The following is a 24,491-nucleotide window of genomic DNA, read 5'->3' on the forward strand; positions in this document are numbered from 1 at the left end:
TTCTTAATGTGATCGGTAGCACGTTTTACGAATTAATTGTATGATGAATCCATCTCATCTGGGGTGTTGATTATGAGTAAGACACTGAACATTATCTGGCAATATTTACGCGCTTTCGTCCTGATTTATGCCTGCCTGTATGCAGGCATTTTCATTGCTTCCCTGCTACCGGTAACCATTCCGGGCAGCATCATCGGGATGCTGATCCTGTTTGTCCTGCTGGCCTTGCAAATTCTTCCGGCAAAATGGGTCAATCCGGGGTGCTACGTACTGATTCGCTATATGGCGCTATTGTTTGTGCCGATTGGCGTAGGCGTCATGCAATATTTTGATTTGCTCCGCGCACAGTTTGGCCCGGTAGTGGTTTCCTGTGCAGTCAGTACGCTGGTGGTTTTTCTGGTGGTGAGCTGGAGTTCGCAACTGGTACACGGTGAACGTAAAGTCGTAGGTCAGAAAGGATCAGAAGAATGATGGCGAATATCTGGTGGTCATTACCGCTGACATTGATTGTCTTTTTTGCCGCCCGCAAACTGGCGGCACGGTATAAGTTTCCCTTGCTTAACCCGTTGCTGGTAGCAATGGTGGTGATCATTCCTTTTTTAATGCTGACTGGCATCTCTTACGACAGCTACTTTAAAGGTAGCGAAGTGCTAAACGATCTGCTGCAACCGGCGGTCGTCGCGCTGGCCTATCCTTTATATGAGCAGCTACACCAGATCCGCGCGCGCTGGAAATCGATCATCACCATCTGTTTTATCGGCAGCGTGGTTGCGATGGTGACGGGGACTTCCGTGGCATTGTTGATGGGCGCTTCACCGGAAATCGCCGCGTCAATCCTGCCGAAATCAGTCACCACGCCTATTGCAATGGCGGTTGGCGGCAGTATTGGCGGTATTCCGGCAATCAGCGCAGTTTGCGTGATTTTCGTCGGCATCCTCGGCGCGGTATTTGGCCATACATTGCTTAATGCGATGCGTATTCGTACCAAAGCTGCGCGCGGTCTGGCAATGGGGACTGCCTCGCACGCCCTCGGTACGGCGCGCTGCGCCGAGCTGGATTATCAGGAAGGTGCATTTAGTTCGCTAGCGCTGGTGTTATGCGGGATAATTACTTCGCTGATCGCACCGTTCCTTTTCCCGATTATTCTGGCAGTAATGGGCTAAAATTTGCGATGCGTCGCGCATTTTTGATGTAAGTTTCACGCGTTGCATAATTAATGAGATTCAGATCACATATAAAGCCATAACGGGTTCGTAAACTGTTATCCCATTACATGATTATGAGGCAACGCCATGCATCCACGTTTTCAAACCGCTTTTGCCCAACTTGCGGATAACTTGCAATCTGCACTGGAACCTATTCTGGCAGACAAGTACTTCCCCGCTTTGTTGACCGGGGAGCAAGTCTCATCGCTGAAGAGCGCAACGGGGCTGGACGAAGACGCGCTGGCATTCGCACTACTTCCGCTGGCGGCGGCCTGTGCGCGTACGCCATTGTCGAATTTTAATGTTGGCGCAATTGCGCGCGGTGTGAGCGGAACCTGGTATTTTGGTGCCAATATGGAATTTATTGGTGCGACAATGCAGCAAACCGTTCATGCCGAACAAAGCGCGATCAGCCACGCCTGGTTGAGTGGTGAAAAAGCGCTTGCAGCCATCACCGTTAACTACACGCCTTGTGGTCACTGCCGTCAGTTTATGAATGAACTGAACAGCGGTCTGGATCTGCGTATTCATCTGCCGGGCCGCGAGGCACACGCGCTGCGTGACTATCTGCCGGATGCCTTTGGGCCGAAAGATCTGGAGATTAAAACGCTGCTGATGGACGAGCAGGATCACGGCTATGCGCTGACTGGTGATGCGCTTTCTCAGGCGGCGATTGCGGCGGCAAACCGTTCGCACATGCCTTACAGTAAGTCGCCAAGCGGTGTTGCGCTGGAATGTAAAGACGGTCGAATTTTCAGCGGCAGCTACGCTGAAAACGCCGCATTCAACCCGACTCTGCCACCGTTGCAGGGAGCGTTAATTCTATTGAATCTCAAGGGTTATGATTACCCGGATATCCAGCGCGCGGTTCTGGCAGAAAAAGCCGATGCGCCGTTGATTCAGTGGGATGCCACCTCCGCAACGCTGAAAGCTCTCGGCTGTCACAGTATCGACCGCGTACTTCTCGCTTAAGCCTGGTGCCGGATGCGGCGTGAACGCCTTGTCCGGCTTGCCAGCCCTCTCCTGGTGTCGAAAATCCCGGCAAACAGTTTGCCGTTTCTTGCGCAAAACCAGCGGGTAAAGTAGCCTGATGGAAATTTTCCTTAGATCGAGTCTCCTGCATGTTAAAGCGCGTGTTCCTCAGCCTGTTAGTCCTGATCGGCTTGCTGCTGTTGACTGTGCTCGGCCTCGATCGCTGGATGAGCTGGAAAACCGCGCCTTATATCTACGACGAATTGCAGGATCTCCCCTACCGCCAGGTCGGTGTGGTGCTCGGAACAGCAAAATATTATCGTACTGGCGTAATTAATCAGTATTATCGCTACCGCATTCAAGGAGCGATTAATGCCTATAACAGCGGTAAGGTAAATTATCTATTACTGAGCGGCGATAACGCATTGCAAAGTTATAATGAGCCGATGACCATGCGCAAAGATTTAATCGCTGCTGGTGTCGACCCATCAGATATTGTTCTCGATTACGCAGGCTTTCGTACGCTGGATTCCATCGTGCGTACACGCAAAGTTTTCGATACTAATGATTTCATTATTATCACCCAACGTTTCCACTGTGAGCGAGCATTATTTATTGCGCTGCATATGGGGATTCAGGCTCAGTGTTATGCCGTACCGTCACCGAAAGATATGCTGTCAGTACGTATTCGTGAATTTGCCGCCCGTTTCGGTGCGCTGGCTGACCTTTATATTTTTAAACGTGAACCGCGTTTTTTAGGGCCGCTGGTCCCTATTCCGGCTATGCACCAGGTACCGGAAGATGCGCAGGGGTATCCCGCCGTCACACCCGAACAGTTACTTGAATTACAAAAGAAACAAGGAAAGTAGTTATGGATGTACAGCAGTTTTTTGTCGTTGCCGTTTTTTTCCTTATCCCGATATTTTGTTTCCGCGAAGCATGGAAAGGCTGGCGCGCAGGCGCGATTGATAAACGGGTTAAAAATGCACCGGAACCGGTGTATGTCTGGCGAGCAAAAAATCCCGGACTCTTTTTCGCTTATATGGTGGCATATATCGGCTTCGGAATTTTATCTATCGGCATGATTGTTTATCTTATTTTCTATCGTTAATATTCCCCTCTCCAGTTAATTATTGAGAATAATTATTACTTCACCTGATAAGCTGCGGATATCACATTCCTAACCGCAGCTATTTGTGAATCTTTTCACAGTTTAAATTCCCCCGCACGCTTAGCCTTAATATCAGTACATTATTATTTACTAAACGCTCGCCTTAATTACCTATAGCATTAAGGAAGATCACATGCCGCAACAAAATTATCTGGATGAACTCACTCCGGCTTTTACGTCTTTACTGGCGATTAAAGAAGCCTCTCGCTGTTTATTATGTCACGACGCTCCCTGTAGTCAGGCTTGCCCGGCACAGACCGATCCGGGGAAATTTATTCGCTCAATCTACTTTCGTAATTTTAAAGGCGCTGCCGAGACAATTCGCGAAAATAATGCCCTCGGTGCCGTTTGTGCCAGAGTGTGCCCAACGGAGAAATTATGCCAAAGCGGTTGTACCCGTGCCGGTGTTGATGCTCCCATTGATATCGGCCGCTTACAGCGTTTTGTTACTGATTTTGAACAACAAACCGGAATGGAAATTTATCAGCCCGGTACTAAAACGCTCGGCAAAGTCGCGATTATTGGCGCAGGTCCTGCCGGATTGCAGGCCAGTGTGACACTGACAAACCAGGGTTATGACGTCACGATTTATGAGAAAGAAGCGCACCCCGGTGGCTGGTTGCGTAACGGTATTCCGCAATTCCGGTTACCGCAATCAGTGCTGGATGCAGAGATCGCCCGTATTGAAAAAATGGGCGTGACCATTAAGTGCAACAACGAAGTCGGTAACACACTCACCCTGGAGCAACTGAAAGCGGAAAACCGCGCGGTACTGGTCACCGTGGGGTTATCAAGCGGTTCCGGGCTACCGCTGTTTGAGCATAGCGACGTTGAGATTGCCGTCGACTTCTTGCAACGTGCACGACAGGCGCAAGGCGATATCAGCATTCCACAAAGCGCATTAATTATCGGCGGCGGTGATGTCGCGATGGACGTAGCCAGCACGCTGAAAGTTCTCGGCTGTCAGGCAGTAACTTGCGTAGCGCGTGAAGAGTTAGATGAGTTTCCGGCAAGCGAAAAAGAGTTTACCAGCGCCCGGGAGCTGGGCGTTTCGATCATCGATGGATTCACGCCAGTAGCCGTGGAAGGCAATAAAGTCACGTTTAAGCATGTACGGTTACCGGGCGAACTGACGATGGTGGCAGATAAAATTATTCTCGCCGTCGGTCAGCATGCCAGACTGGATGCCTTTGCGAAGTTAGAGCCGCAGCGTAACACCATCAAAACACAAAATTATCAGACCCGCGATCCGCAAGTCTTTGCTGCTGGCGATATTGTTGAGGGTGACAAAACCGTGGTCTATGCCGTGAAAACCGGGAAAGAAGCCGCCGAGGCGATTCATCACTATTTAGAGGGAGCTTGCTCATGTTAACGAAAGATCTTTCGATTACCTTTTGCGGCGTGAAGTTTCCCAACCCGTTCTGCCTCTCTTCTTCGCCGGTAGGCAACTGCTATGAGATGTGTGCCAAAGCCTACGACACAGGTTGGGGCGGCGTGGTGTTTAAAACGATCGGCTTTTTTATCGCCAACGAAGTCTCGCCGCGTTTTGATCATCTGGTGAAAGAAGATACCGGTTTTATCGGCTTCAAAAATATGGAGCAGATTGCCGAGCATCCGTTGGAAGAGAATCTGGCCGCCCTGCGTCGGCTGAAGGAAGATTACCCGGACAAAGTATTGATCGCTTCGATCATGGGGGAAAATGAGCAGCAATGGGAGGAGCTGGCGCGCCTGGTGCAAGAAGCTGGCGCGGATATGATCGAGTGTAACTTCTCCTGTCCGCAAATGACGTCTCATGCGATGGGTAGCGATGTCGGGCAAAGCCCGGAGCTGGTAGAAAAATATTGTCGGGCAGTTAAACGGGGTTCCACGCTGCCGATGCTGGCGAAGATGACACCGAATATCGGTGATATGTGCGAAGTGGCGCTGGCGGCGAAGCGCGGCGGCGCAGATGGCATTGCGGCAATTAACACCGTTAAATCCATCACCAATATCGATCTTAATCAGAAAATCGGTATGCCGATCGTGAACGGTAAATCGAGTATTTCCGGATATTCCGGTAAAGCGGTAAAACCGATCGCCCTGCGCTTTATTCAGCAAATGCGCACCCATCCAGAACTGCGCGATTTCCCGATCAGCGGTATCGGCGGCATTGAAACCTGGGAAGATGCGGCGGAGTTTTTATTGCTCGGCGCAGCAACGTTACAGGTCACCACCGGCATTATGCAGTACGGCTATCGGATAGTGGAAGATATGGCGAGCGGGTTGTCGCATTATCTCGCCGATCAAGGGTTTGATTCGTTGCAGGAGATGGTAGGTCTGGCGAATAACAATATTGTCCCGGCGGAAGATTTAGACCGCAGTTATATTGTCTATCCCCGTATCAATCTTGATAAATGTGTTGGCTGTGGACGCTGTTATATTTCCTGTTACGACGGCGGTCACCAGGCGATGGAATGGAGCGAGAAAACCCGCACACCGCATTGTAATACCGAGAAATGTGTGGGTTGTCTGCTTTGTGGTCACGTCTGCCCGGTGGGTTGTATTGAGCTCGGGGAAGTGAAGTTTAAGAAAGGCGAGAAAGAACACCCGGTAACGTTGTAAAACCAGAGACGCATCCGGCATTTGGCACCGATTGCCGGATGCAGCGCATCCGGCAATATCCACAATCACATCACTTCTTACGCGCGTATTTCAGTGAATCCAGCGCTACGGCGAAGATAATAATCGCCCCTTTGATGATGTACTGCCAGTATGGGTTTACGCCGATATACGTCAGGCCATAGTTGATGACGGTAAAAATAATTACCCCGGTCACCACGCCAATCACCGTCCCCACACCGCCGCTGAACGATACACCGCCTACCACGCACGCCGCGATAGCATCCAGCTCATACATAAAGCCGAGGTTGTTGGTGGCAGAGCCGATACGTCCGGCTTCTAACATCCCGCCGAAGGCATAGAACACACCAGACAACGCGTAGATCATCAGCAGGTTCAGGCCGACGTTGACACCAGATACTTTTGCCGCTTCCGGGTTACCGCCAATGGCAAAAATGTTCTTACCGAAGCGGGTTTTGTTCCACAACACCCAGACGAACGCCACCGCAATCAACGCGTAGAAGGTGATGTAAGAGAGACGGAAACTCCCCAGCGCGACAAAGCCCTGAGCAAAGGTAGAGAAGCCACTGTCAAAACCAGAAATTGGCGACGCCCCGACAAAGTCGTAATAGAGCGAGTTGATGCCATAGACGATGATCATCGTGCCGAGCGTGGTAATGAACGGCGTCACGTTGAGATAAGCGATAATCAGACCGTTGATCAAACCGATCACCGCACCAATGGCACAGACAATCAGAATAACCAGCGCAATCGGCATCGTCGCCATTTCCGGGAACACTTTGTTGGCGTTATCCATGGACTGCAATAATGTCGCAGCCACCACTGCCGCCAGCCCTACCTGACGACCAGCAGAAAGATCGGTCCCCTGGGTGACAATTAACCCTGCCACACCGAGCGCGATAATAATACGCACCGATGACTGGGTGAGAATATTACTTAAGTTCAACAGACTTAAAAATGTTGGGTCCTGGAAAATAATAATCGCCAGCAAAACTAAAAGAACGACGTAAATACCGCCCTCTTTCAGGTAAGTAAGAAAACTTTTCTTATTTAACGCACTCATGGGAAGCCCCTAATCTTAAAGGTGCAAAGACGCAAGACGCAGAATTTCGTTTTGCGTTGTTGTTTTTGTGTCGACAATTCCGGAAACGAGACCATTGCTCATGACCAGAATACGGTCTGTTATCCCTAACAACTCAGGCATTTCAGAGGAGATAATAATAATCCCCTTGCCTTTCTTCGCCAGTTCGGCAATTAACTGATAAATTTCAAACTTCGCCCCGACATCAATACCGCGCGTCGGTTCATCGAGCATTAATATTTCTGGTTGCGTTAGTAGCCAGCGACCAATAATCACCTTTTGCTGATTACCACCGGAGAGCGAACCAATTTGCGTCCGATGACCCGGCGTTTTTACCCGCATCGAATCAATCACCCACTGGGTATCGCTTTTCATCCGCGAGTTATCCAGTAAACCAACTTTATTTTTGTAGTTGCGAATATTGGAAATTAACGAGTTAAAACCAATATCCAGATAGGCATAAATTCCCGTTGAGCGGCGCTCCTCAGTTACCAGTGCAAATCCGTGGTTTATGGCTTCGTTGGCATTATGGTTATTGATCTGTTTGCCGTGCAACGTTATGGTGCCAGCCGATTTCTCGCGAATACCAAATAACGTCTCAACAATATCGGTACGTTTCGCCCCCACCAGCCCGGCAATACCGAGGATCTCCCCTTTATGCAGATCAAACGAGACATCGCGAATCGACGGCTGGCGCAGTGACGTCAGGTTACGCACCTCGAGGATGACTTCGCCCGGCTTGTTTTCTTTGTCAGGAAAACGCTGATTAAGAGAACGCCCAACCATCATGGCGATGATCTTGTCCATCGTCAGTCCTGCCAGCGGTTCGGTGGCGATCCACTGACCGTCGCGCAATACGGTAACTTCATCACATAACTGGAAGATTTCTTCCATTTTATGCGAGATATAAACAATACCGCAGCCGCGCTCTTTTAATTTACGAATAATAGTGAACAGATGATTGACCTCTTTTTCGGTTAACGAAGAAGTCGGTTCATCCATAATCACAATTTTCGCGTTATAGGAAAACGCTTTGGCGATTTCGATCATCTGCATTTGCGAAACGGATAATGTGCCGACGCGCGCACGCGGATCGATATCAATATCCAGTTCATCAAAAATCGCTTTGGTTTCGCGGTACATTTTGTCCTGATCGACAAACATGCCTTTGGTGGGATATCGCCCCAGCCACATGTTATCCATCACCGAACGTTGTAATACCAGGTTTAACTCCTGGTGTACCATCGAAATACCATTTTCCAGTGCTTCTTTGGCAGAATGGAAATCGATCTCTTTACCCTGGAATAAAATGGTGCCGGAGTCTTTTTGATAAATACCAAACAGGCATTTTAATAATGTTGATTTTCCTGCGCCGTTTTCCCCCATTAATGCATGGATAGAATGTGGCCGGACTTTTAAATTAACGTTATCAAGTGCCTTAACACCAGGAAAAGACTTGTTGATACCGCTCATTTCCAACAAGTATTCCCCGGAAGACGGAGTCGTTGAGCTGACCATATAATTTTACCTTGTTGGCCATACAATAAGGGCGCAGTAAACGACTGCGCCCAATCAGTCTTATTTCTTGCTGAATTCAGCCAGGTTGTCTTTATCTACGCCAACATAAGGTACGCGGACCACTTTGTTGTCGATTTTCCAGTTGGTGCCATCAGCCGCACCTTTGCCATCGGCCAGGTTTTTCGCCAGATCAAAGGTCGCTTTCGCCTGGTTGTTAGCATCGTTCAGTACTGTGCCCGCCAGTGCACCGGATTTCACCAGCGCCAGCGCTTCTGGCAGCGCATCGACGCCAAACACCGGAATGCTGGACTTGTTGTGTGCTTTCAGTGCTTCTACCGCGCCCATTGCCATCGCATCGTTGTTGGCGATAACCACTTCGATTTTGTTGGCGTTCGGGCCAGACAGCCAGGCGTCCATCTTATCTTTCGCCTGAGCGGTATCCCACATAGCGGTATCTAACTGTAACTGTTCAGTTTTAATGCCTTTGTCGTTCAGCTCTTTAATCACGTAAGTGGTACGTGCTTCTGCATCCGGATGGCCCGGTTCACCTTTCAGCAATACGAATTGAATCTGACCGTCTTTGTTCAGATCCCAACCCTGATTCGCCGCCCAGTGTTTAGCAATCAAATCGCCCTGAATAATGCCGGACTCTTTGGAATCAGTGCCAACGTAGTAGGCTTTGTCGTAGCTATCCAGCGCCTTACGAGACGGTTCTTTGTTGAAGAAAACCACCGGCACGTTTTGCCCACGCGCTTTCTCAATCACCGTACCCGCAGCTGCCGGGTCAACCAGGTTGATTGCCAGTGCCTTCACCCCTTTCGCTAGCAATACGTCGATCTGATCGTTCTGCTTGGACTGGTCATTCTGAGAATCATTCATCAGCAGCTGAACATCTGGCGCGGCTTTCGCATCTTGCTCAATAGCCTTGCGCACTACAGACATAAAGTTATCGTCGTACTTATAGATTGTTACACCAATGCGAGTATCAGCAGCGTGTGCAGCGGCACCGAATAACATGCTGGCCATCACAGCAGACAGGGTTAACACCTTCTTATTCATGGTATCTCCGGTTTTTCTTATGCAGGATAGTGCTTGAGATAAATGCTCGGCGGGGCAGTAGAGTTAATGAAGTGTTACTGAACGCCGAAGCTCACTTTTTAAAATTCGTTCTTCCATGCCCGGTAACGCTCCAGAAAACGGCTTTAATTGTTGTTATGACGCTATTACCTCGGTGAAAGTGATTATTCACTGTTACATACGGGTTACAACGTTAAAACGGTGCAATCATAGCCATCACATTGTTAAGATACTGTGAAATCACTCACAGATTGAAAGCGGTTACATCGCCTGATTTGTTGAGTTAGTGATCGCCGCCGCATTCTGGCGCGTTGCGACAGAATGGCGACGCACTAACGTCGGCATAAAACAGTGGCTGGCACGAGGATCAATATTGCCTGCTGCCCCCTGCAAGGCCAGTTCGGTGGCTAATTTAGCCATTGAAGCAATGGGATAACGCACGGTCGTTAATTGCGGGTCGGTGTAACGGGCGATGGGAATATCATCGAAACCGATGATTGAGAGATGTAACGGAATCGCAATGCCATTATCTTTTAATGCTGTCAGTGCGCCAGCGGCCATATTGTCGTTATAAGCAAATACAGCGGTAAGTTGTAGATTGCGCCCCAGCAGTTCAACCATCGCCGCCTCACCGCCCGGCATGTCCGGCGTACCAGTGCCAATCCAGCTTTCCGGCGGAATAATATCCTGCTCTTTCAACGCACTCATCCAGCCTGCTTTACGCATGGCGTCATCTTCAATGCCGTGACTGGAAGAAAGATAACCAATACGTTGATGACCGTTATTCAGCAACATGCGCGTCGCCATTCGGGCACCGCTGAGATTATCCAGGCAAACGCAACGATGGGCGTACCCCGGCACAACGCGGTTGATTAACACCATACCGGGAATGTTATCCATAAATTGCGCCAGTTCATCGTCACTCAATGCTTTTGAGTGAACAATCAACGCATTACAACGCTGGCGAATTAACACCTCAATGGCGTGACGCTCTTTTTCCGCTTCATGATAGCTATTGCCGATTAGCACGTATTTCTGATGCTGCTGAGCGACTAGATCCACCGCTTTTACCAGCGCGCCGAAAAACGCATCAGAAACGTCCATCACCACCACGCCAATGGTGTCGCTAACCTGAGTTGCCAGCGCCTGGGCATTGGCGTTTGGCCGATAATCCAGCTCACTCACGGCTTTCATTACTGCTTCACGCGTGTCGGCACTGACCAGCGTGCTGTTATTGAGCACCCGGGAAACCGTTGCCACAGAGACGCCAGCCTGACGCGCTACATCACGAATGGTGATCATATTCACTACCTGTTATGAGATTGCAGTAAATGACTGCTTGCTGGCGGCTATTTTGTCAGCACTGAATACAGGACTTCGTGAATCGAGTCACAGCAATGGAAACGGTTACAGCCGTTTTGTTAACGAATGTGATCCAGATCGTTATCTTGATGTTTTAGATATTGCCGGTCCGGCAGCACGCAAAGTTAACTGACGCCAGAGCCATTCCACCGGCCCCTGGCGGAAGAAACGCAGCCAGATAACAGAGAAGAGGATATTCGCCAGCCATACCGGAATAACAAACGCCAGCAGCTCCAGGCGGTCAAAATGCATAAACAAACCGAGGTGGTAAAAAAGCGTGGTACAAATCAGCGTTTGCAATAGATAGTTGGTCAGCGCCATCCGTCCGACGCAGGCGATCGCAAGCACCAGCTTAAAGCGGCTCAATTGCGGCCAGAAACCATAAAACAGCGACGCATAGCCTATCGCCTGAAACGGCGCACTCAGTTCCCGCGGCATCTGAAGTAAGAAGGCGCACCAGCGATATGCCCAGTCCAGCCGCCATTGCAGGGCGATGGCAGGAAGGTTAATGATCACCCCAATCGCCACCAGCACAAAACCAGTACGACGATAGTGACGTAAGCTGAACTGCCCTTTCAGCCAGCCACTGCGCATCAATGCGGCACCAATGAGCATCATCCCAGCCAGTTGCCAGCCATACTGTGCGCCCAGTGCCAGTAAACTGTTGCCAACACCATCGGCACGATTACTGATCGCATCAACGCCGCCGTGAAGCTTCCAGTATTTTTCATACAAAATAGCCGATGCATCCGGCGTCCAGGCGCGGCTGGTCTGGCTATCGGAAATCAACCCCAATAACAGCAAAACGCCAAGCCCCACCAGATAAAGCATGACGCCTGTATTAAACAGGCTTTTTACCGATGGCGCATCGCGCACCAGCCGCCAGCAGATTAAGCCCACCAGCCCGTAAGCCAGCAGAATATCGCCGTCCCAGAACAGTAAACCGTGAATAAAGCCCAACAAGACTAACAGCGTTAACCGCGACTGGATCCAGCGTCTGCCACGGGGCAGCAACATTTGCAGGCCCGCACCAAACAGCAGCGCAAAAAGCGTGAGGAATTTCACCTGGCCGACGAGATCAAGAAATGCCCAGGTCCATGCATCCTGCGGCGTAATAGCGCCGTACCAGGCGGGATTAAGATAAGCCGCCTTTGGTAGCCCAAAGGCGCTGATGTTTAATAGCAGGATCCCCAGAATGGCGACGCCGCGAACAAAATCGAGCGTGACGTTGCGCTCCATGGTTCCTGCCTTTTAATCAGTTGTGATGACGCACAGCGCGCAGAAACTCGTGGCGCGTATTCTGACTGGATTTGAACAATCCACCAAGAGAGGTCGTTGTCGTGGCACTGGTTGCATCGCGGATGCCACGCGCCTTCACGCAGTAATGCACCGCGTCGATCGAGACAGCCACGTTATTGGTGCCCAGCAGCGTTTGTAGCGCAATAAGAATTTGCTGCGTCAGACGTTCCTGCACCTGCGGACGCTGGGCAAAGAACTGCACGATACGGTTAATTTTTGACAGACCGATCACCGAATCTTTCGGGATATAAGCCACCGTCGCTTTGCCATCGATGGTAACAAAATGGTGTTCACAGGTACTGGTCAGAGTGATATCGCGCACGGTGACCATTTCATCGACCTTCATTTTGTTTTCAATGAGGGTGATTTTCGGGAAGTTGGCGTAATCCAGACCGGAGAAAATTTCATCGACATACATTTTAGCGATGCGATGCGGCGTTTCCATCAAACTGTCATCAGCCAGGTCGAGATTCAGCAGCTGCATGATTTCGGTCATATGACCAGCAATAAGGCTTTTGCGCGTTTCGTTATCCATTTCATGCACGGGCGGGCGCAGCGGTGTTTCCAGTCCTCGCGCAACTAACGCTTCATGAACCAGGGCCGCTTCTTTACTGAGTGATGGCATTTATGATTTCTCCTGCAGGTGTGACGCCTCCGCCCTGCGTGGGGGCAAAGTTATTAAGCTGATTTACAGCCTGATTATTGTGCGTGAGGCGGCGCACATAATCCAGTATTCACAGCGATAATTATTGTAATTGCCGCTGCCTTTCATCAGCAGATGTTAAAACATCGTTATGCAAATACGGAAGTGAAAGTTACTCACAGCACATTGAATAAACGGTATGATGAAGAAATTGCAAACAACACAACAAGGAGCCACGCATGGAAATGCTCGAAGAGCACCGCTGTTTTGAAGGCTGGCAGCAACGCTGGCGACACGACTCCAGTACCTTAAACTGCCCGATGACGTTCAGTATCTTTCTCCCTCCACCTCGTGATCACACTCCGCCACCAGTGCTGTACTGGCTTTCCGGATTAACCTGCAATGACGAGAACTTCACCACCAAGGCGGGTGCCCAGCGGGTAGCGGCGGAACTGGGGATTGTACTGGTGATGCCAGACACCAGCCCGCGCGGCGAAAAGGTTGCCAACGACGATGGCTACGATTTAGGCCAGGGCGCAGGCTTTTATCTTAATGCCACGCAACCGCCGTGGGCGACGCATTACCGGATGTATGATTATCTGCGCGATGAATTACCGGCGCTGGTTCAGTCGCAATTTAATGTCAGCGACCGCTGCGCCATTAGCGGTCACTCAATGGGTGGTCACGGTGCGCTGATTATGGCGCTGAAAAATCCGGGTAAATACACCAGCGTTTCGGCCTTTGCGCCAATTGTGAATCCGTGCAGCGTCCCGTGGGGAATCAAAGCGTTTAGCAGCTATTTAGGTGAGGACAAAAATGCATGGCTGGAATGGGACAGTTGCGCACTGATGTATGCCAGTAACGCGCAGGATGCGATCCCGACGCTTATCGATCAGGGCGATAATGATCAGTTTCTTGCCGACCAGTTGCAACCTGCGGTACTGGCAGAAGCCGCGCGCCAGAAAGCGTGGCCGATGACGCTGCGTATTCAGCCGGGATATGATCACAGTTACTACTTCATCGCCTCTTTTATAGAGGATCACCTGCGCTTCCATGCGCAGTATTTACTGAAGTGAAAGTCCGCCCGGTTCGCCGGGCATCTTCTCATCAGAAGCGATAATCCACTGCCATAAAGTAACGACGTCCGTCTTCGTTATAGCTGTAGTCGTCACGACTGAGATCCTTGTCGCCAAGGTTCAGCACGCCTGCGCGCAGTTTGACGTCTTTAGTCACCTGCCAGGCCGCGCCGGTATTCCAGATGGTATAACCGCCCGGTGTTTTAGCCGTCGCGCTGTCGGCGCGTTTCTGCCCGGTATAGTGCCCAGAAACATAGAATGACCAGTCTTCCAGCGCCAGCGGTTTCCAGTCCAGCGTACCGTTAGCAGTATGGAACGGCAGATCGGATAGCGGTTTGTTTTCGCCGTTGCTGACATCACGACCATCGTTGTAGGTGTAGTTGATCGACAGTTTCCATTCATCGTTGAACGGAATTTTCAGTTCGGTTTCCACGCCCTGAATACGAGCTTTGTTAACGTTGTAGTAGCTAAATACCGGTATGCGCCGTCCGTTAGCGCCCGTCTCAAAACCAACAAAGTTTTGGTAGCCCGGTGCAGCGTTGACGTCAGACGTACGGCTGATGCTGATACGATCTTTCACATCGTTACGGAAAACGGTAACGCTGGATTCAACCCCTTCCAGCCAGCCTTCTTCACCCATGTAGTAAAGCCCCAGCTCCCAACTTTCGCTGGTTTCTGGTTTCAGATCCGGGCTACCCACAATCTTACATGCGCCACGGCAGGAATTGCTCGTCCAGTCAGGGCTAAGTTGCAACAGAGAAGGTGCTTTAAATGCCGTCGCCCAGCCCCCTTTCACCGTTACGGTGTCGGTGGCGTTATAAACCAGGTAGGCACGCGGACTCCAGTGTTCACCGTAGGTTTAGTGATCGTCCATACGCACGCCGGTCGTCAGCGCCAGCGGCTCGAAGATCCGCCATTCATCTTCCACAAACAGCGCGTACTGGCTGGCAGACGTTTTGGAGCTGGTTCCCCCGGTCAGGTTCACCGCATCGCTAAGTTTGTCGTGACGCCATTCACCGCCAACCGTGAGAAACTGATTAATCGCCGTCAGCGGCAACGTGTATTTGCCGTCGACCGTATTGCTTTCGGAAGTTATCGGGCTGCTGTTGCCAGGGTTTTTGTTCTCGACTTTCTCACCGTAGTATTTCAGTTCGCTGGTGCCGTAATCCCAACGCCCATTATGGCTGACGGAGTAGTTCTGGCGTTCCAGGCGGTTTTTGTCCAGCGAGTCGGAATCACGATCCTGACGGTCGAAACCGTATCCGGCAGTAAAATCGTGATTTTGATTCGGTGTCCAGGCAAATTCGACATTGCCGTCGCGGCTGGAGAATCCTTCAATACGCGGCGTTTCTCCGGTATCGGTGGTCGTTGAGTTTTGCGGGTCATCCTTTTCACGTTTTGCCAGGCTGCCGTAAGCTTTCATTCCCAGCACACCATCAATTAATGGTCCACTGGTAAAGAACTGACCGTTATAGGTGTCACCGCGATCGCGATGTTCCTGAATGGTGGTATCGACGGTAACGGTACCCGACCATTTCTGACCGATTTTTTTGGTGATGATATTCACTACACCGCCGAGCGCATCGGAACCGTACAGCGACGACATCGGGCCACGGACCACTTCAATACGTTCGATGGAATCGACCGGGATCCAGTTCAGATCGAAATCATTGTGGCGGAAGACGGCATTGCGGGAGTTCACGCGTTTACCGTCGACGAGAATCAGGGTATAGCTGCTGTCCAGACCACGAATACTAACGCCCTTACGGTTATCCCCTTCGTTCGTCAGTTGTACGCCAGGCACTTCTTTGAGGACATCCTTCAGATTCTGTACCGGTTTTCGCTGCAGGTCTTCCTGGGTAATGACGCTGATACTGGCAGGTGCATCTTTAAGATTTTGTTCCACGGAAGATGCAGTGACAACCATCGTTTCGCCATCATCATCGACCGCTAACACAGGCCATGCACAAGAAATAGCGGACAAACACAGCCCGACCCGTACGAAAGGGTTCAACCTAAACATTCCATATCTCCATGAGGTAACTACGAAAATAAAATGGGTTATCGCTCACATCTTCTTCACGTCCCCTTGCGTACGGCAGCATCGCGGTGGACTTATTTTTTATGCAGGTGATCATCCCAGAAAGCCGGAACAGCCTCTGATTTGTCAGCCTTTTTTGATTGCGGCGTAACGATAATGCAAACGATAACAATTATCAATCCAAATGTTAAATTTTATATCCGCATGATTTGTCAGGGAAATGGAATTGAAAAAGCCCTCTCGGTTGAGAGGGCTTAGCAAGGAAGGGAGGAAACTTATTTCTTATCGTTCTGCGGGAACTTCATTTCGCTGTAGCGTACGAAGTGAGTTCCTTTAATCAGCTTGTAGCCGAACCAAATAATCAGGAACAGCGGGATACCAATATACGTTGCCGCTACGCCGCCCCAGTCAATAGTATCTTTCAGGAACGCTTCGTAGTTCTGGCCCAAAGTGATAATCAGACACAGAATGAATGCGAAGATCGGCCCCAGTGGGAAGAAACCTGAACGGTACGGCAGATCGTTAATGTCGTGTCCCTGCAATACGTAACCGCGACGGAAGCGATAGTGGCTAATGGCAATCCCCAGCCAGGCGATAAAACCCGTCATCCCGGAGGTGTTCAGCAGCCACAGGTATACCGTCTGGTTGCCAAACATGGAGGTCAGGAAGCACAGACCGGCAATCACCGTCGTCGCATACAGCGCATTACGCGGCACGCCACCACGCGACAGTTTAGCGAAAATGCGCGGCGCTTTACCGTCACACGCCAGGGTGTACAGCATACGAGTAGACGCATACATACCGGAGTTACCCGCTGACAGCACCGCCGTCAGAATAACTGCGTTCATCACCGCCGCCGCAGAGAGCAGACCCGCGTGCTGGAACACCAGGGTGAACGGACTAACGCTGATGTCTTTAACATCGTTACGCAGCAGGCTCGGATCGGTGTACGGAATAATCAGGCTGATAATCAGGATCGCGAACACATAGAACAACAGGATTCGCCAGAACACCTGACGTACCGCGCGTGGAATGTTTTTCGCCGGATCTTCGGACTCGCCTGCAGCAATACCGATCAGCTCGGTTCCCTGGAAAGAGAAGCCGACAATCATAGCTACGCCGATCATCGCCGCAAAACCACCAGCAAACGGCGCTTCGCCGATTGTCCAGTTGCTCCAGCCCGCAGGCTGCGCGCCTTTGAAGATACCGATAATCATCAGCACGCCAACGATGATAAAGACAATAACTGTCGTGACTTTGATCAGTGAGAACCAGTATTCCGCTTCACCAAAGCCACGAACTGAGATGTAGTTCAGCAGGAAGATAACGCCGAGGAACAACGCACTCCAGATCCAGCCCGGTGTATCCGGGAACCACCAGCTCATGACCAGCTGAGCTGCAACCAGGTCAACGGCGATAGTCACCGCCCAGTTGTACCAGTAGTTCCAGCCCAGCGCGAAGCCAAAGCCTTCTTCAACATAGTTCTGACCGTAAGTGGCAAACGAACCGGAAACCGGCATATATGCAGCCAGTTCACCGAGACTGGTCATCAGGAAGTAAACCATCAGGCCAATCAGCATATACGAGAGCAATGCCCCGCCCGGACCTGCCTGAGAAATCGTTGCGCCAGAGGCAACAAAAAGACCTGTACCGATGGAACCGCCAATGGCAATCATCGTCAGGTGACGCGCCTTTAATTCACGGCGTAAGCCCGGCGCTTCTGTGGTTTTAGTTTCGGAAACCATACAAAAATGCTATCCATCTTAAAAATGAGGCGCGATTGTAGCAGACGATTGGCAATCCTTCCGGCAGAAATACACGGTTATAAGACACCTTCATGATCGCCCAGGGATTATAAGTAAAGCAGCCAATCTCTTTTCTGGCGAATGCATGCTGAAGGCGCTGCGTCACGAAATCGACACAGCACCAGCATGTTCTTGTACAGCAACTTAACGCGGCACATTTGCGGGATCGCAATAGTCCAGAAAGCGCCGTAGCGCGTTGGAAAGGTGTTTTTGCCGATGATGTATACGCCACAACGTACGCATCAGGCGCGGCAGAGGGACCGCAACTTCACTTAATGTGCCTGCCTGCAATTGATCTTCAATCACACGTCGCGACAGGCAACTAATTCCCAACCCATGACGCACCGCATGTTTGATTGCCTCGGAGTTACCTAATTCCATCGCCATCTCAAACTTCGGTAAATGTGACAGCAACAGATAATCGACAATCTCCCGCGTGCCGGAACCGCGTTCACGCAGGATCCACGGCGCAGCGGCCAGCTGTTCTAAGGTGACCGGACCACGGGCCAACGGCGAAGTCGGCGCGGCGAAAACCACCAGCTCGTCTTCCAGCCACGGTTCAGAAATGATTTCAGTGCTGTGGCACGGTCCTTCAATAAAGCCAATATCAACGCGGAAATCCAGCACCGCTTGCATCACGTCCTGGCTATTCCCAACGCTAAGTTCAATCGGCAACTGCGGATAATCATGGCGATAACGGGCGATAACTGCAGGCAGAATGTAGTTACCGATGGTACTACTGGCATAGATACGAATCGCGCCGTTGTCTTCGCGAAACAGTTGTTCGATTTCAACCGCCTGTTCAAGCAATGCCAACGCACGCGGATAGAGCAGCCGCCCGTGTTCATTAACAACCAGTCTTTTCCCCACGCGATCAAACAGTTGCACGCCAAGCTGCCCTTCCAGGTCGGTCAAGGCTGCGCTCACTGCTGATTGCGACAACGCCAGCATCACCGACGCCTGGGTGGTTGATCCACTTTTCAATACTTCTGCAAAAACTTCCAACTGCCGGAGGGTGATGTGCATAGTCGCTTACCACTTATAAAGATTAATTATAAATATATAATCAATTTTATTTTTAAACCAGTTAGTCGTAACCTTATGCCCGGTTAAAGGAGAGGGTTATGACGAATATCACCTTACAGAAACAACATCGTACACTGTGGCATTTTATTCCGGGGTTAGCCCTGAGTGCAGTTATCACCGGGGTCGCCCTGTGGGGTGGTTCCATTCCCGCGGTTGCGGGTGCCGGGTTTAGTGCCCTCACCCTCGCAATCTTGTTGGGGATGGTTTTAGGCAACACCATCTATCCGCACATCTGGAAAAGCTGTGACGGTGGTGTGCTGTTTGCCAAGCAATATTTATTACGTCTGGGTATCATTCTTTATGGCTTCCGTCTGACGTTCTCGCAAATTGCCGATGTCGGTATCAGTGGGATCATCATTGACGTGTTGACGCTGTCCAGTACCTTCCTGCTGGCTTGCTTCCTGGGGCAGAAAGTGTTTGGTCTGGATAAGCACACCAGCTGGTTGATCGGTGCCGGTAGCAGTATCTGTGGTGCTGCCGCGGTACTGGCGACTGAGCCGGTAGTGAAAGCGGAAGCCAGTAAAGTAACCGTGGCTGTTGCAACCGTTGTTATCTTCGGGACCGTCGCGATTTTCCTCTACCCGGCGATATATCCGCTGATGTCTCAATGGTTTAGTCCGGAAACTTTCGGTATCTACATTGGTTCTACTGTGCACGAAGTGGCGCAGGTGGTGGCGGCAGGTCATGCTATCAGCCCGGATGCGGAAAACGCAGCAGTTATTTCCAAAATGCTGCGCGTGATGATGCTGGCTCCGTTCCTCATCCTGCTGGCGGCGCGTGTTAAACAGCTGTCTGGGGCGAACAGCGGCGAGAAAAGCAAAATCACTATTCCGTGGTTTGCCATCTTGTTCATCGTCGTTGCCATCTTTAACTCGTTCCACCTGTTACCGCAGAGCGTGGTGAACATGCTGGTAACGCTGGATACCTTCCTGCTGGCAATGGCGATGGCGGCGCTGGGTCTGACCACTCACGTCAGCGCGCTGAAAAAAGCCGGGGCGAAACCTCTGCTGATGGCACTGGTACTGTTTGCCTGGCTGATTGTTGGTGGTGGTGCGATTAACTATGTGATTCAAAGCGTCATCGCATAAACCACTACATCTTGCTCCTGTTAACCCGCTATCATTACCGTTTTCCTCCAGCGGGTTTAACAGGAGTCCTCGCATGAAATACATTGGAGCGCACGTTAGTGCTGCTGGCGGTCTGGCAAATGCCGCAATTCGCGCCGCCGAAATCGACGCAACCGCGTTTGCCTTGTTCACCAAAAACCAACGTCAGTGGCGTGCCGCACCGCTCACGACGCAAACCATCGATGAATTCAAAGCGGCCTGTGAAAAATATCACTACACATCGGCGCAAATTCTTCCCCACGACAGCTATCTGATTAACCTCGGACATCCGGTCACTGAAGCTCTGGAAAAATCGCGCGATGCCTTTATAGATGAAATGCAGCGTTGCGAACAACTGGGGCTTTCTTTGCTCAACTTCCACCCTGGCAGCCATCTGATGCAGATTTCAGAAGAGGATTGCCTTGCGCGTATTGCCGAATCCATCAACATTGCGCTGGATAAAACTCAAGGTGTAACAGCGGTGATTGAAAACACCGCCGGTCAGGGCAGTAACTTAGGGTTTAAATTCGAACATCTCGCGGCGATTATCGACGGCGTGGAAGATAAATCCCGTGTCGGCGTCTGCATTGATACCTGCCATGCTTTCGCTGCCGGGTATGATTTGCGTACTCCAGCCGAATGCGAGAAAACGTTCGCGGATTTTGCCCGTATTGTTGGCTTTAAGTATCTGCGCGGGATGCACCTTAACGATGCGAAAAGCACCTTTGGCAGCCGCGTTGACCGCCATCATAGCCTCGGTGAAGGCAATATCGGTCATGATGCGTTCCGCTGGATCATGCAGGACGACCGTTTCGACGGCATTCCGCTGATCCTTGAAACCATCAACCCGGATATCTGGGCAGAAGAGATCGCCTGGCTGAAAGCGCAACAAACTGAAAAAGCGGTAGCCTGAAGATGAATAACCGGGAAAAGGAGATCCTTGCAATTTTACGGCGTAACCCGCTGATTCAGCAGAACGAAATTGCGGACATGCTGCAAATCAGTCGTTCGCGCGTTGCGGCGCATATTATGGATTTAATGCGCAAAGGGCGGATTAAAGGCAAAGGTTACATTCTCACCGAGCAGGAATACTGCGTAGTGGTGGGGACAATCAATATGGATATTCGCGGGATGGCGGATATCCGTTACCCGCAAGCGGCTTCTCATCCCGGTACAATTCATTGCTCGGCGGGCGGCGTGGGACGCAACATCGCCCACAATCTGGCGCTGTTAGGCCGTGACGTCCATTTGCTTTCAGTGATTGGCGATGACTTTTATGGCGAAATGATCCTGGAAGAAACGCGCCGTGCCGGCGTGAATGTCTCCGGCTGCGTTCGTTTGCATGGTCAAAGCACATCGACGTATCTGGCAATTGCCAATCGAGACGATCAAACCGTGCTGGCGATTAACGATACCCATCTGCTGGAACAGTTGACACCGCAACTACTGAACGGGTCGCGCGATTTACTTCGTCATGCGGGCGTGGTACTGGCTGATTGCAACCTGACAGCCGAGGCGCTGGAATGGGTCTTTACCCTCGCTGATGAAATCCCGGTGTTTGTCGATACCGTTTCAGAATTCAAAGCGGGCAAAATCAAACACTGGCTGGCGCATATTCACACCCTGAAACCCACTTTACCGGAGCTGGAAATTTTATGGGGACAGGCGATCACCAGCGATGCTGACCGTAATGCCGCAGTGAATGCATTGCATCAGCAAGGTGTTCAGCAACTGTTTGTTTATTTGCCCGATGAGTCAGTTTATTGCAGCGAAAAGGATGGAGAACAATTTTTGCTGACCGCGCCAGCGCATACGACAGTAGACAGTTTTGGTGCTGACGATGGTTTTATGGCGGGCCTGGTATATAGCTTTCTTGAAGGATACAGTTTCCGCGACAGCGCCCGTTTTGCGGTAGCCTGCGCGGCAATTTCGCGCGCCAGCGGCAGCTTAAACAACCCTACCCTGTCTGCCGATAACGCGCTTTCATTAGTGCCAATGGTGTAACAATGTTGCCGGATTCGACGCTTGACCGCATCTTATCCGGCTCATAAATTGCGCACTACGCTAAACCAATAAAGAATCCTGCAATAGTAGCACTCATCAGGTTAGAAAGTGTCGCCGCCGCCAGCGCGCGTAAACCAAGTTGGGCGATTTCCGGCGCACGGTGTGGCGCAACCGCAGAAAACGCCCCCACCACCACCCGATAGAACCAAAGTTAGCGAAACCGCACAACGCGAAAGAAATAATCGCCACGGTTTTAGCATCCAGAGTGCCACCCGTTTGCAGATATGGCGAGAAATTGAGATAAGCGACAAATTCATTGATCGCCAGCTTCTGCCCAATCAAACTCCCGGCAAGATTTGCATCACTCCAGTCAACCCCCATCACCCACGCCAATGGGGCCAACAGGTAACCTAAAATGGACTCCAGCGAGGCATGTGCAAAACCAAACCAGCCGCCAACGCCGCCGATAATACCATTAATTAACGCAATGATGGCGACAAATGCCATAACAACTGTCGCTACACCGGCGGCGATTTTCAGCCCGGTCATTGCCCCTGTCGCAGCGGCTTCAATAATGCTTTTTGGCGGTGTTTCGGTGAAAGAGAGGTTATTAAAGGAAACCTGCGAAGATTCCGTAGCCGGGCTTAACAGGCGGGCAAACAAGATCCCGCCTGGGATCGCCATTAACGATGCCGCCAGCAAATATTCCACAGGTACGCCCAGGGCGGCGTAACCAATCATTGTCGAACCAGCAATCGAGGCCATGCCACTACAAATCGCTGTAAATAATTCATTGCGATTCAGACGATCGATAAAGGGTTTGACGATCGCCGGAATTTCGTTTTGCCCGAGGAAAATGGTGGTGACCGCGACGAATGACTCAATCTTGCTGATATTTAATGCTTTCTGGAATATACCGCCGAGAATGCGAATTAAAATCCCCATCACACCGATGTAGTAGAGAATACTCACCAGTGCAGTGACGAAGATAATTGCCGGTAATACCCTGAAACCAAAGATAAATCCTGCGCCATCAAACAGCGTGTCCATTTTCGGCCCGACCAGCGAACCGAAGATAAATGCGCTACCCGCGTCGCTGTACGCCATCACTTTATGCACGCCAAAAGCGACTTTTTCAGCGACCCAACGCCCTGGCGGTAACCAAAGCATAATCCCGCCAATCACGACCTGTAACACTAACGCCGCGCCAACGGTACGCAGGCTGATCTTCTTCTTGTTTACTGACAGCAAAAACGCAATCGTCAGCAATACCACCATTCCCAGAACACTTCTCATGACATCCATAGTTATTATCTCTTCATGTCATATTGGGCGACGGCTTTCTGCCCATCAGAAATAGCCGGGCTTGGATCTTGCGATACTGACCCGGCTTGTTATCAACACTTAATGGGTTTTGATGTAGCCGCGCACGCACTCTTCGACTAAGCCCCAGAACCAGTCGGTATCAATAGTGATGCCGACTTTGGTATTAGCGGGCTTGCCAAGAACGCCCAGCTCGTCGCAGACGGTACGCCCATAGCAAGGGCCACTGTTGACGTCCACTTCGACGTACATCTCCTGGGTTTTAATGCCATCAGGGTTAATCAGATAACCGATGCAGGTGGCGTCGTGCACCGGGCCGCCAGCCAGGCCGTAGTTTTCGAACTGCGTTTTGAGAGTGAAGTTCATGATGTCGCTGAACAGCTCTCCGGCAGGGCCGCCTGCCCTTTCCATCCGTGCAATCACGTCCGGGGTGCAAACGGTCTGGTTGGTGAGATCGAGGCCCATCATCACTAATGGAACGCCGGAGGTGAACACCACGCGGGCTGCTTCCGGATCAGCAAAGATGTTGAACTCGGCAGATGGCGTGAAGTTGCCTGTACCGTAAGCGCCGCCCATTAGCACAATTTCACGGATTTTGGGCAGGATCGCGGGTTGCATACGCATTGCCACCGCGATATTTGAAAGCGGACCAACCGGCACCAGAGTGATATCGCCATCGCTTGCCATCAGGGTATCAATGATGTATTTCACCGCGTGGGTACTTTCTGCCTGGCGGGTCAGCGGCTCGAATACCGGGCCATCCAGTCCGGTTTCACCGTGAATATTATCGGCAACGATTTGTTTACGCATAATGGGTTGCGGCATCCCCGCATAAACCGGAACATTAATCTCCAGTTTCTGGCAAACATTCAGGCCATTAATTAATGTTTTATCAAGCGTCTGATTACCCGCTACAATAGTGATGCCTAATAAATCTATTGCCGGATGTTTCGCTGCCATCATCATTGCAATAGCATCATCATGACCCGGATCACAATCCAGAATAATTTTTCTCTTTTCCATTGTTTATTTCCTCTGTTTCCAGTTGCGTTATTTTTTCTACAGCAAAGAAAATTCGACCGGGCCGATGATTGAATCTTACC

20 protein-coding genes and 2 pseudogenes are annotated in these 24,491 nt (G+C 50.9%); 11 read left to right on the plus strand and 11 right to left on the minus strand.

Features of this window, described 5'->3' with window-relative positions; genetic code table 11:
- Window positions 1–72 precede the first annotated feature (72 nt).
- The 7 genes from K0778_RS04075 (at window position 73) to preA (ending at window position 5,949) form a co-directional block, all read left to right on the plus strand.
- Window positions 73–471, plus strand: a complete 399-nt coding sequence (locus tag K0778_RS04075) for a CidA/LrgA family protein (protein WP_001295452.1) — start codon at window positions 73–75, stop codon at window positions 469–471.
- Window positions 468–1,163 carry a CidB/LrgB family autolysis modulator gene (locus K0778_RS04080; protein WP_000968208.1) on the plus strand — a complete coding sequence of 232 codons (696 nt, stop codon included), beginning with the start codon at window positions 468–470 and terminating at the stop codon, window positions 1,161–1,163. The genes K0778_RS04075 and K0778_RS04080 overlap by 4 nt, the downstream gene beginning before the upstream one ends.
- Window positions 1,164–1,292: 129 nt before the next feature.
- Window positions 1,293–2,177: a cytidine deaminase gene (gene cdd, locus K0778_RS04085; protein ID WP_000553555.1), complete on the plus strand. Its 885-nt coding sequence runs from the start codon at window positions 1,293–1,295 to the stop codon at window positions 2,175–2,177.
- A 149-nt stretch (window positions 2,178–2,326) separates the two neighbouring features.
- Window positions 2,327–3,046, plus strand: a complete 720-nt coding sequence (sanA, locus tag K0778_RS04090; RefSeq protein ID WP_000920064.1) for an outer membrane permeability protein SanA — start codon at window positions 2,327–2,329, stop codon at window positions 3,044–3,046.
- Window positions 3,047–3,048: 2 nt separating this feature from the next.
- Entirely contained in the window at window positions 3,049–3,288 is a 240-nt protein-coding gene (locus K0778_RS04095) for a DUF2542 family protein (protein ID WP_000383096.1), read from the plus strand.
- Between the two features lie 193 nt (window positions 3,289–3,481).
- Window positions 3,482–4,720: an NAD-dependent dihydropyrimidine dehydrogenase subunit PreT gene (preT, locus tag K0778_RS04100; protein WP_001136388.1), complete on the plus strand. Its 1,239-nt coding sequence runs from the start codon at window positions 3,482–3,484 to the stop codon at window positions 4,718–4,720.
- The gene (gene preA / locus K0778_RS04105; protein ID WP_000956071.1) at window positions 4,714–5,949 is read left to right on the plus strand and encodes an NAD-dependent dihydropyrimidine dehydrogenase subunit PreA; all 1,236 of its coding nucleotides are present in this window, start codon (window positions 4,714–4,716) and stop codon (window positions 5,947–5,949) included. The genes preT and preA overlap by 7 nt, the downstream gene beginning before the upstream one ends.
- Before the next feature lie 70 nt (window positions 5,950–6,019).
- Here preA and mglC read toward each other — a convergent pair whose 3' ends face one another.
- The 6 genes from mglC to folE form a co-directional block, all read right to left on the minus strand.
- Window positions 6,020–7,030 carry a galactose/methyl galactoside ABC transporter permease MglC gene (mglC, locus tag K0778_RS04110; protein WP_001275118.1) on the minus strand — a complete coding sequence of 337 codons (1,011 nt, stop codon included), beginning with the start codon at window positions 7,028–7,030 and terminating at the stop codon, window positions 6,020–6,022.
- A gap of 15 nt (window positions 7,031–7,045) precedes the next feature.
- Complete coding sequence (gene mglA, locus K0778_RS04115) at window positions 7,046–8,566, minus strand: galactose/methyl galactoside ABC transporter ATP-binding protein MglA (RefSeq protein WP_000255039.1); 1,521 nt, start codon at window positions 8,564–8,566, stop codon at window positions 7,046–7,048.
- 60 nt (window positions 8,567–8,626) lie between these two features.
- Complete coding sequence (gene mglB / locus K0778_RS04120) at window positions 8,627–9,625, minus strand: galactose/glucose ABC transporter substrate-binding protein MglB (RefSeq protein WP_001036964.1); 999 nt, start codon at window positions 9,623–9,625, stop codon at window positions 8,627–8,629.
- Window positions 9,626–9,904: 279 nt separating this feature from the next.
- Window positions 9,905–10,945, minus strand: a complete 1,041-nt coding sequence (galS, locus tag K0778_RS04125) for an HTH-type transcriptional regulator GalS (protein ID WP_000628659.1) — start codon at window positions 10,943–10,945, stop codon at window positions 9,905–9,907.
- Between the two features lie 141 nt (window positions 10,946–11,086).
- A complete protein-coding gene (gene yeiB, locus K0778_RS04130; protein ID WP_000440919.1) occupies window positions 11,087–12,244 on the minus strand; it encodes a DUF418 domain-containing protein YeiB in 1,158 nt (385 codons plus the stop codon).
- A 16-nt stretch (window positions 12,245–12,260) separates the two neighbouring features.
- Window positions 12,261–12,929, minus strand: a complete 669-nt coding sequence (gene folE, locus K0778_RS04135) for a GTP cyclohydrolase I FolE (protein WP_001139613.1) — start codon at window positions 12,927–12,929, stop codon at window positions 12,261–12,263.
- Window positions 12,930–13,186: 257 nt separating this feature from the next.
- Between folE and yeiG the strand changes: the two genes are divergently transcribed.
- Complete coding sequence (yeiG, locus tag K0778_RS04140; RefSeq protein ID WP_000425438.1) at window positions 13,187–14,023, plus strand: S-formylglutathione hydrolase; 837 nt, start codon at window positions 13,187–13,189, stop codon at window positions 14,021–14,023.
- Window positions 14,024–14,054: 31 nt separating this feature from the next.
- Here the strand turns inward: yeiG and cirA are convergent.
- From cirA to yieE, 3 genes and pseudogenes are all read right to left on the minus strand, one after another.
- A pseudogene (gene cirA, locus K0778_RS04145) lies at window positions 14,055–16,046 on the minus strand (catecholate siderophore receptor CirA).
- 293 nt (window positions 16,047–16,339) lie between these two features.
- Window positions 16,340–17,809 (minus strand): lysine-specific permease, encoded by a 1,470-nt coding sequence (lysP, locus tag K0778_RS04150; RefSeq protein WP_000253273.1) that lies wholly within the window; start codon window positions 17,807–17,809, stop codon window positions 16,340–16,342.
- Window positions 17,810–18,013: 204 nt separating this feature from the next.
- A complete protein-coding gene (yieE, locus tag K0778_RS04155) occupies window positions 18,014–18,895 on the minus strand; it encodes a DNA-binding transcriptional regulator YeiE (RefSeq protein WP_000548294.1) in 882 nt (293 codons plus the stop codon).
- Between the two features lie 98 nt (window positions 18,896–18,993).
- Here yieE and K0778_RS04160 point away from each other — a divergent pair, with 98 nt between their 5' ends.
- From K0778_RS04160 to K0778_RS04170, 3 genes are all read left to right on the plus strand, one after another.
- Entirely contained in the window at window positions 18,994–20,043 is a 1,050-nt protein-coding gene (locus K0778_RS04160; protein ID WP_000182053.1) for a YeiH family protein, read from the plus strand.
- 73 nt (window positions 20,044–20,116) lie between these two features.
- Window positions 20,117–20,974, plus strand: a complete 858-nt coding sequence (nfo, locus tag K0778_RS04165) for a deoxyribonuclease IV (RefSeq protein WP_000873890.1) — start codon at window positions 20,117–20,119, stop codon at window positions 20,972–20,974.
- Between the two features lie 2 nt (window positions 20,975–20,976).
- Entirely contained in the window at window positions 20,977–22,065 is a 1,089-nt protein-coding gene (locus K0778_RS04170) for a sugar kinase (protein ID WP_001064980.1), read from the plus strand.
- Window positions 22,066–22,120: 55 nt separating this feature from the next.
- Here K0778_RS04170 and K0778_RS04175 read toward each other — a convergent pair.
- Together K0778_RS04175 and rihB are read right to left on the minus strand one after the other, a co-directional pair.
- A pseudogene (locus tag K0778_RS04175) lies at window positions 22,121–23,370 on the minus strand (NupC/NupG family nucleoside CNT transporter).
- A gap of 99 nt (window positions 23,371–23,469) precedes the next feature.
- Entirely contained in the window at window positions 23,470–24,411 is a 942-nt protein-coding gene (gene rihB / locus K0778_RS04180; protein ID WP_000415446.1) for a ribosylpyrimidine nucleosidase, read from the minus strand.
- Between the last annotated feature and the right edge of the window lie 80 nt (window positions 24,412–24,491).

This window comes from Escherichia sp. XD33, from assembly GCF_019375075.1.
In the GTDB taxonomy this organism is placed as follows: Bacteria; Pseudomonadota; Gammaproteobacteria; order Enterobacterales; family Enterobacteriaceae; genus Enterobacter; species Enterobacter flexneri_A.

Excerpts from the sequence above, each read along its gene's own strand:
- K0778_RS04075 (WP_001295452.1), top strand. The coding sequence starts at position 73 with ATGAGTAAGACACTGAACATTATCTGGCAATATTTACGCGCTTTCGTC.
- K0778_RS04080 (WP_000968208.1), top strand. The coding sequence starts at position 468 with ATGATGGCGAATATCTGGTGGTCATTACCGCTGACATTGATTGTCTTT.
- cdd (WP_000553555.1), top strand. The coding sequence starts at position 1,293 with ATGCATCCACGTTTTCAAACCGCTTTTGCCCAACTTGCGGATAACTTG.
- sanA (WP_000920064.1), top strand. The coding sequence starts at position 2,327 with ATGTTAAAGCGCGTGTTCCTCAGCCTGTTAGTCCTGATCGGCTTGCTG.
- K0778_RS04095 (WP_000383096.1), top strand. The coding sequence starts at position 3,049 with ATGGATGTACAGCAGTTTTTTGTCGTTGCCGTTTTTTTCCTTATCCCG.
- preT (WP_001136388.1), top strand. The coding sequence starts at position 3,482 with ATGCCGCAACAAAATTATCTGGATGAACTCACTCCGGCTTTTACGTCT.
- preA (WP_000956071.1), top strand. The coding sequence starts at position 4,714 with ATGTTAACGAAAGATCTTTCGATTACCTTTTGCGGCGTGAAGTTTCCC.
- mglC (WP_001275118.1), bottom strand. The coding sequence starts at position 7,030 with ATGAGTGCGTTAAATAAGAAAAGTTTTCTTACTTACCTGAAAGAGGGC.
- mglA (WP_000255039.1), bottom strand. The coding sequence starts at position 8,566 with ATGGTCAGCTCAACGACTCCGTCTTCCGGGGAATACTTGTTGGAAATG.
- mglB (WP_001036964.1), bottom strand. The coding sequence starts at position 9,625 with ATGAATAAGAAGGTGTTAACCCTGTCTGCTGTGATGGCCAGCATGTTA.
- galS (WP_000628659.1), bottom strand. The coding sequence starts at position 10,945 with ATGATCACCATTCGTGATGTAGCGCGTCAGGCTGGCGTCTCTGTGGCA.
- yeiB (WP_000440919.1), bottom strand. The coding sequence starts at position 12,244 with ATGGAGCGCAACGTCACGCTCGATTTTGTTCGCGGCGTCGCCATTCTG.
- folE (WP_001139613.1), bottom strand. The coding sequence starts at position 12,929 with ATGCCATCACTCAGTAAAGAAGCGGCCCTGGTTCATGAAGCGTTAGTT.
- yeiG (WP_000425438.1), top strand. The coding sequence starts at position 13,187 with ATGGAAATGCTCGAAGAGCACCGCTGTTTTGAAGGCTGGCAGCAACGC.
- lysP (WP_000253273.1), bottom strand. The coding sequence starts at position 17,809 with ATGGTTTCCGAAACTAAAACCACAGAAGCGCCGGGCTTACGCCGTGAA.
- yieE (WP_000548294.1), bottom strand. The coding sequence starts at position 18,895 with ATGCACATCACCCTCCGGCAGTTGGAAGTTTTTGCAGAAGTATTGAAA.
- K0778_RS04160 (WP_000182053.1), top strand. The coding sequence starts at position 18,994 with ATGACGAATATCACCTTACAGAAACAACATCGTACACTGTGGCATTTT.
- nfo (WP_000873890.1), top strand. The coding sequence starts at position 20,117 with ATGAAATACATTGGAGCGCACGTTAGTGCTGCTGGCGGTCTGGCAAAT.
- K0778_RS04170 (WP_001064980.1), top strand. The coding sequence starts at position 20,977 with ATGAATAACCGGGAAAAGGAGATCCTTGCAATTTTACGGCGTAACCCG.
- rihB (WP_000415446.1), bottom strand. The coding sequence starts at position 24,411 with ATGGAAAAGAGAAAAATTATTCTGGATTGTGATCCGGGTCATGATGAT.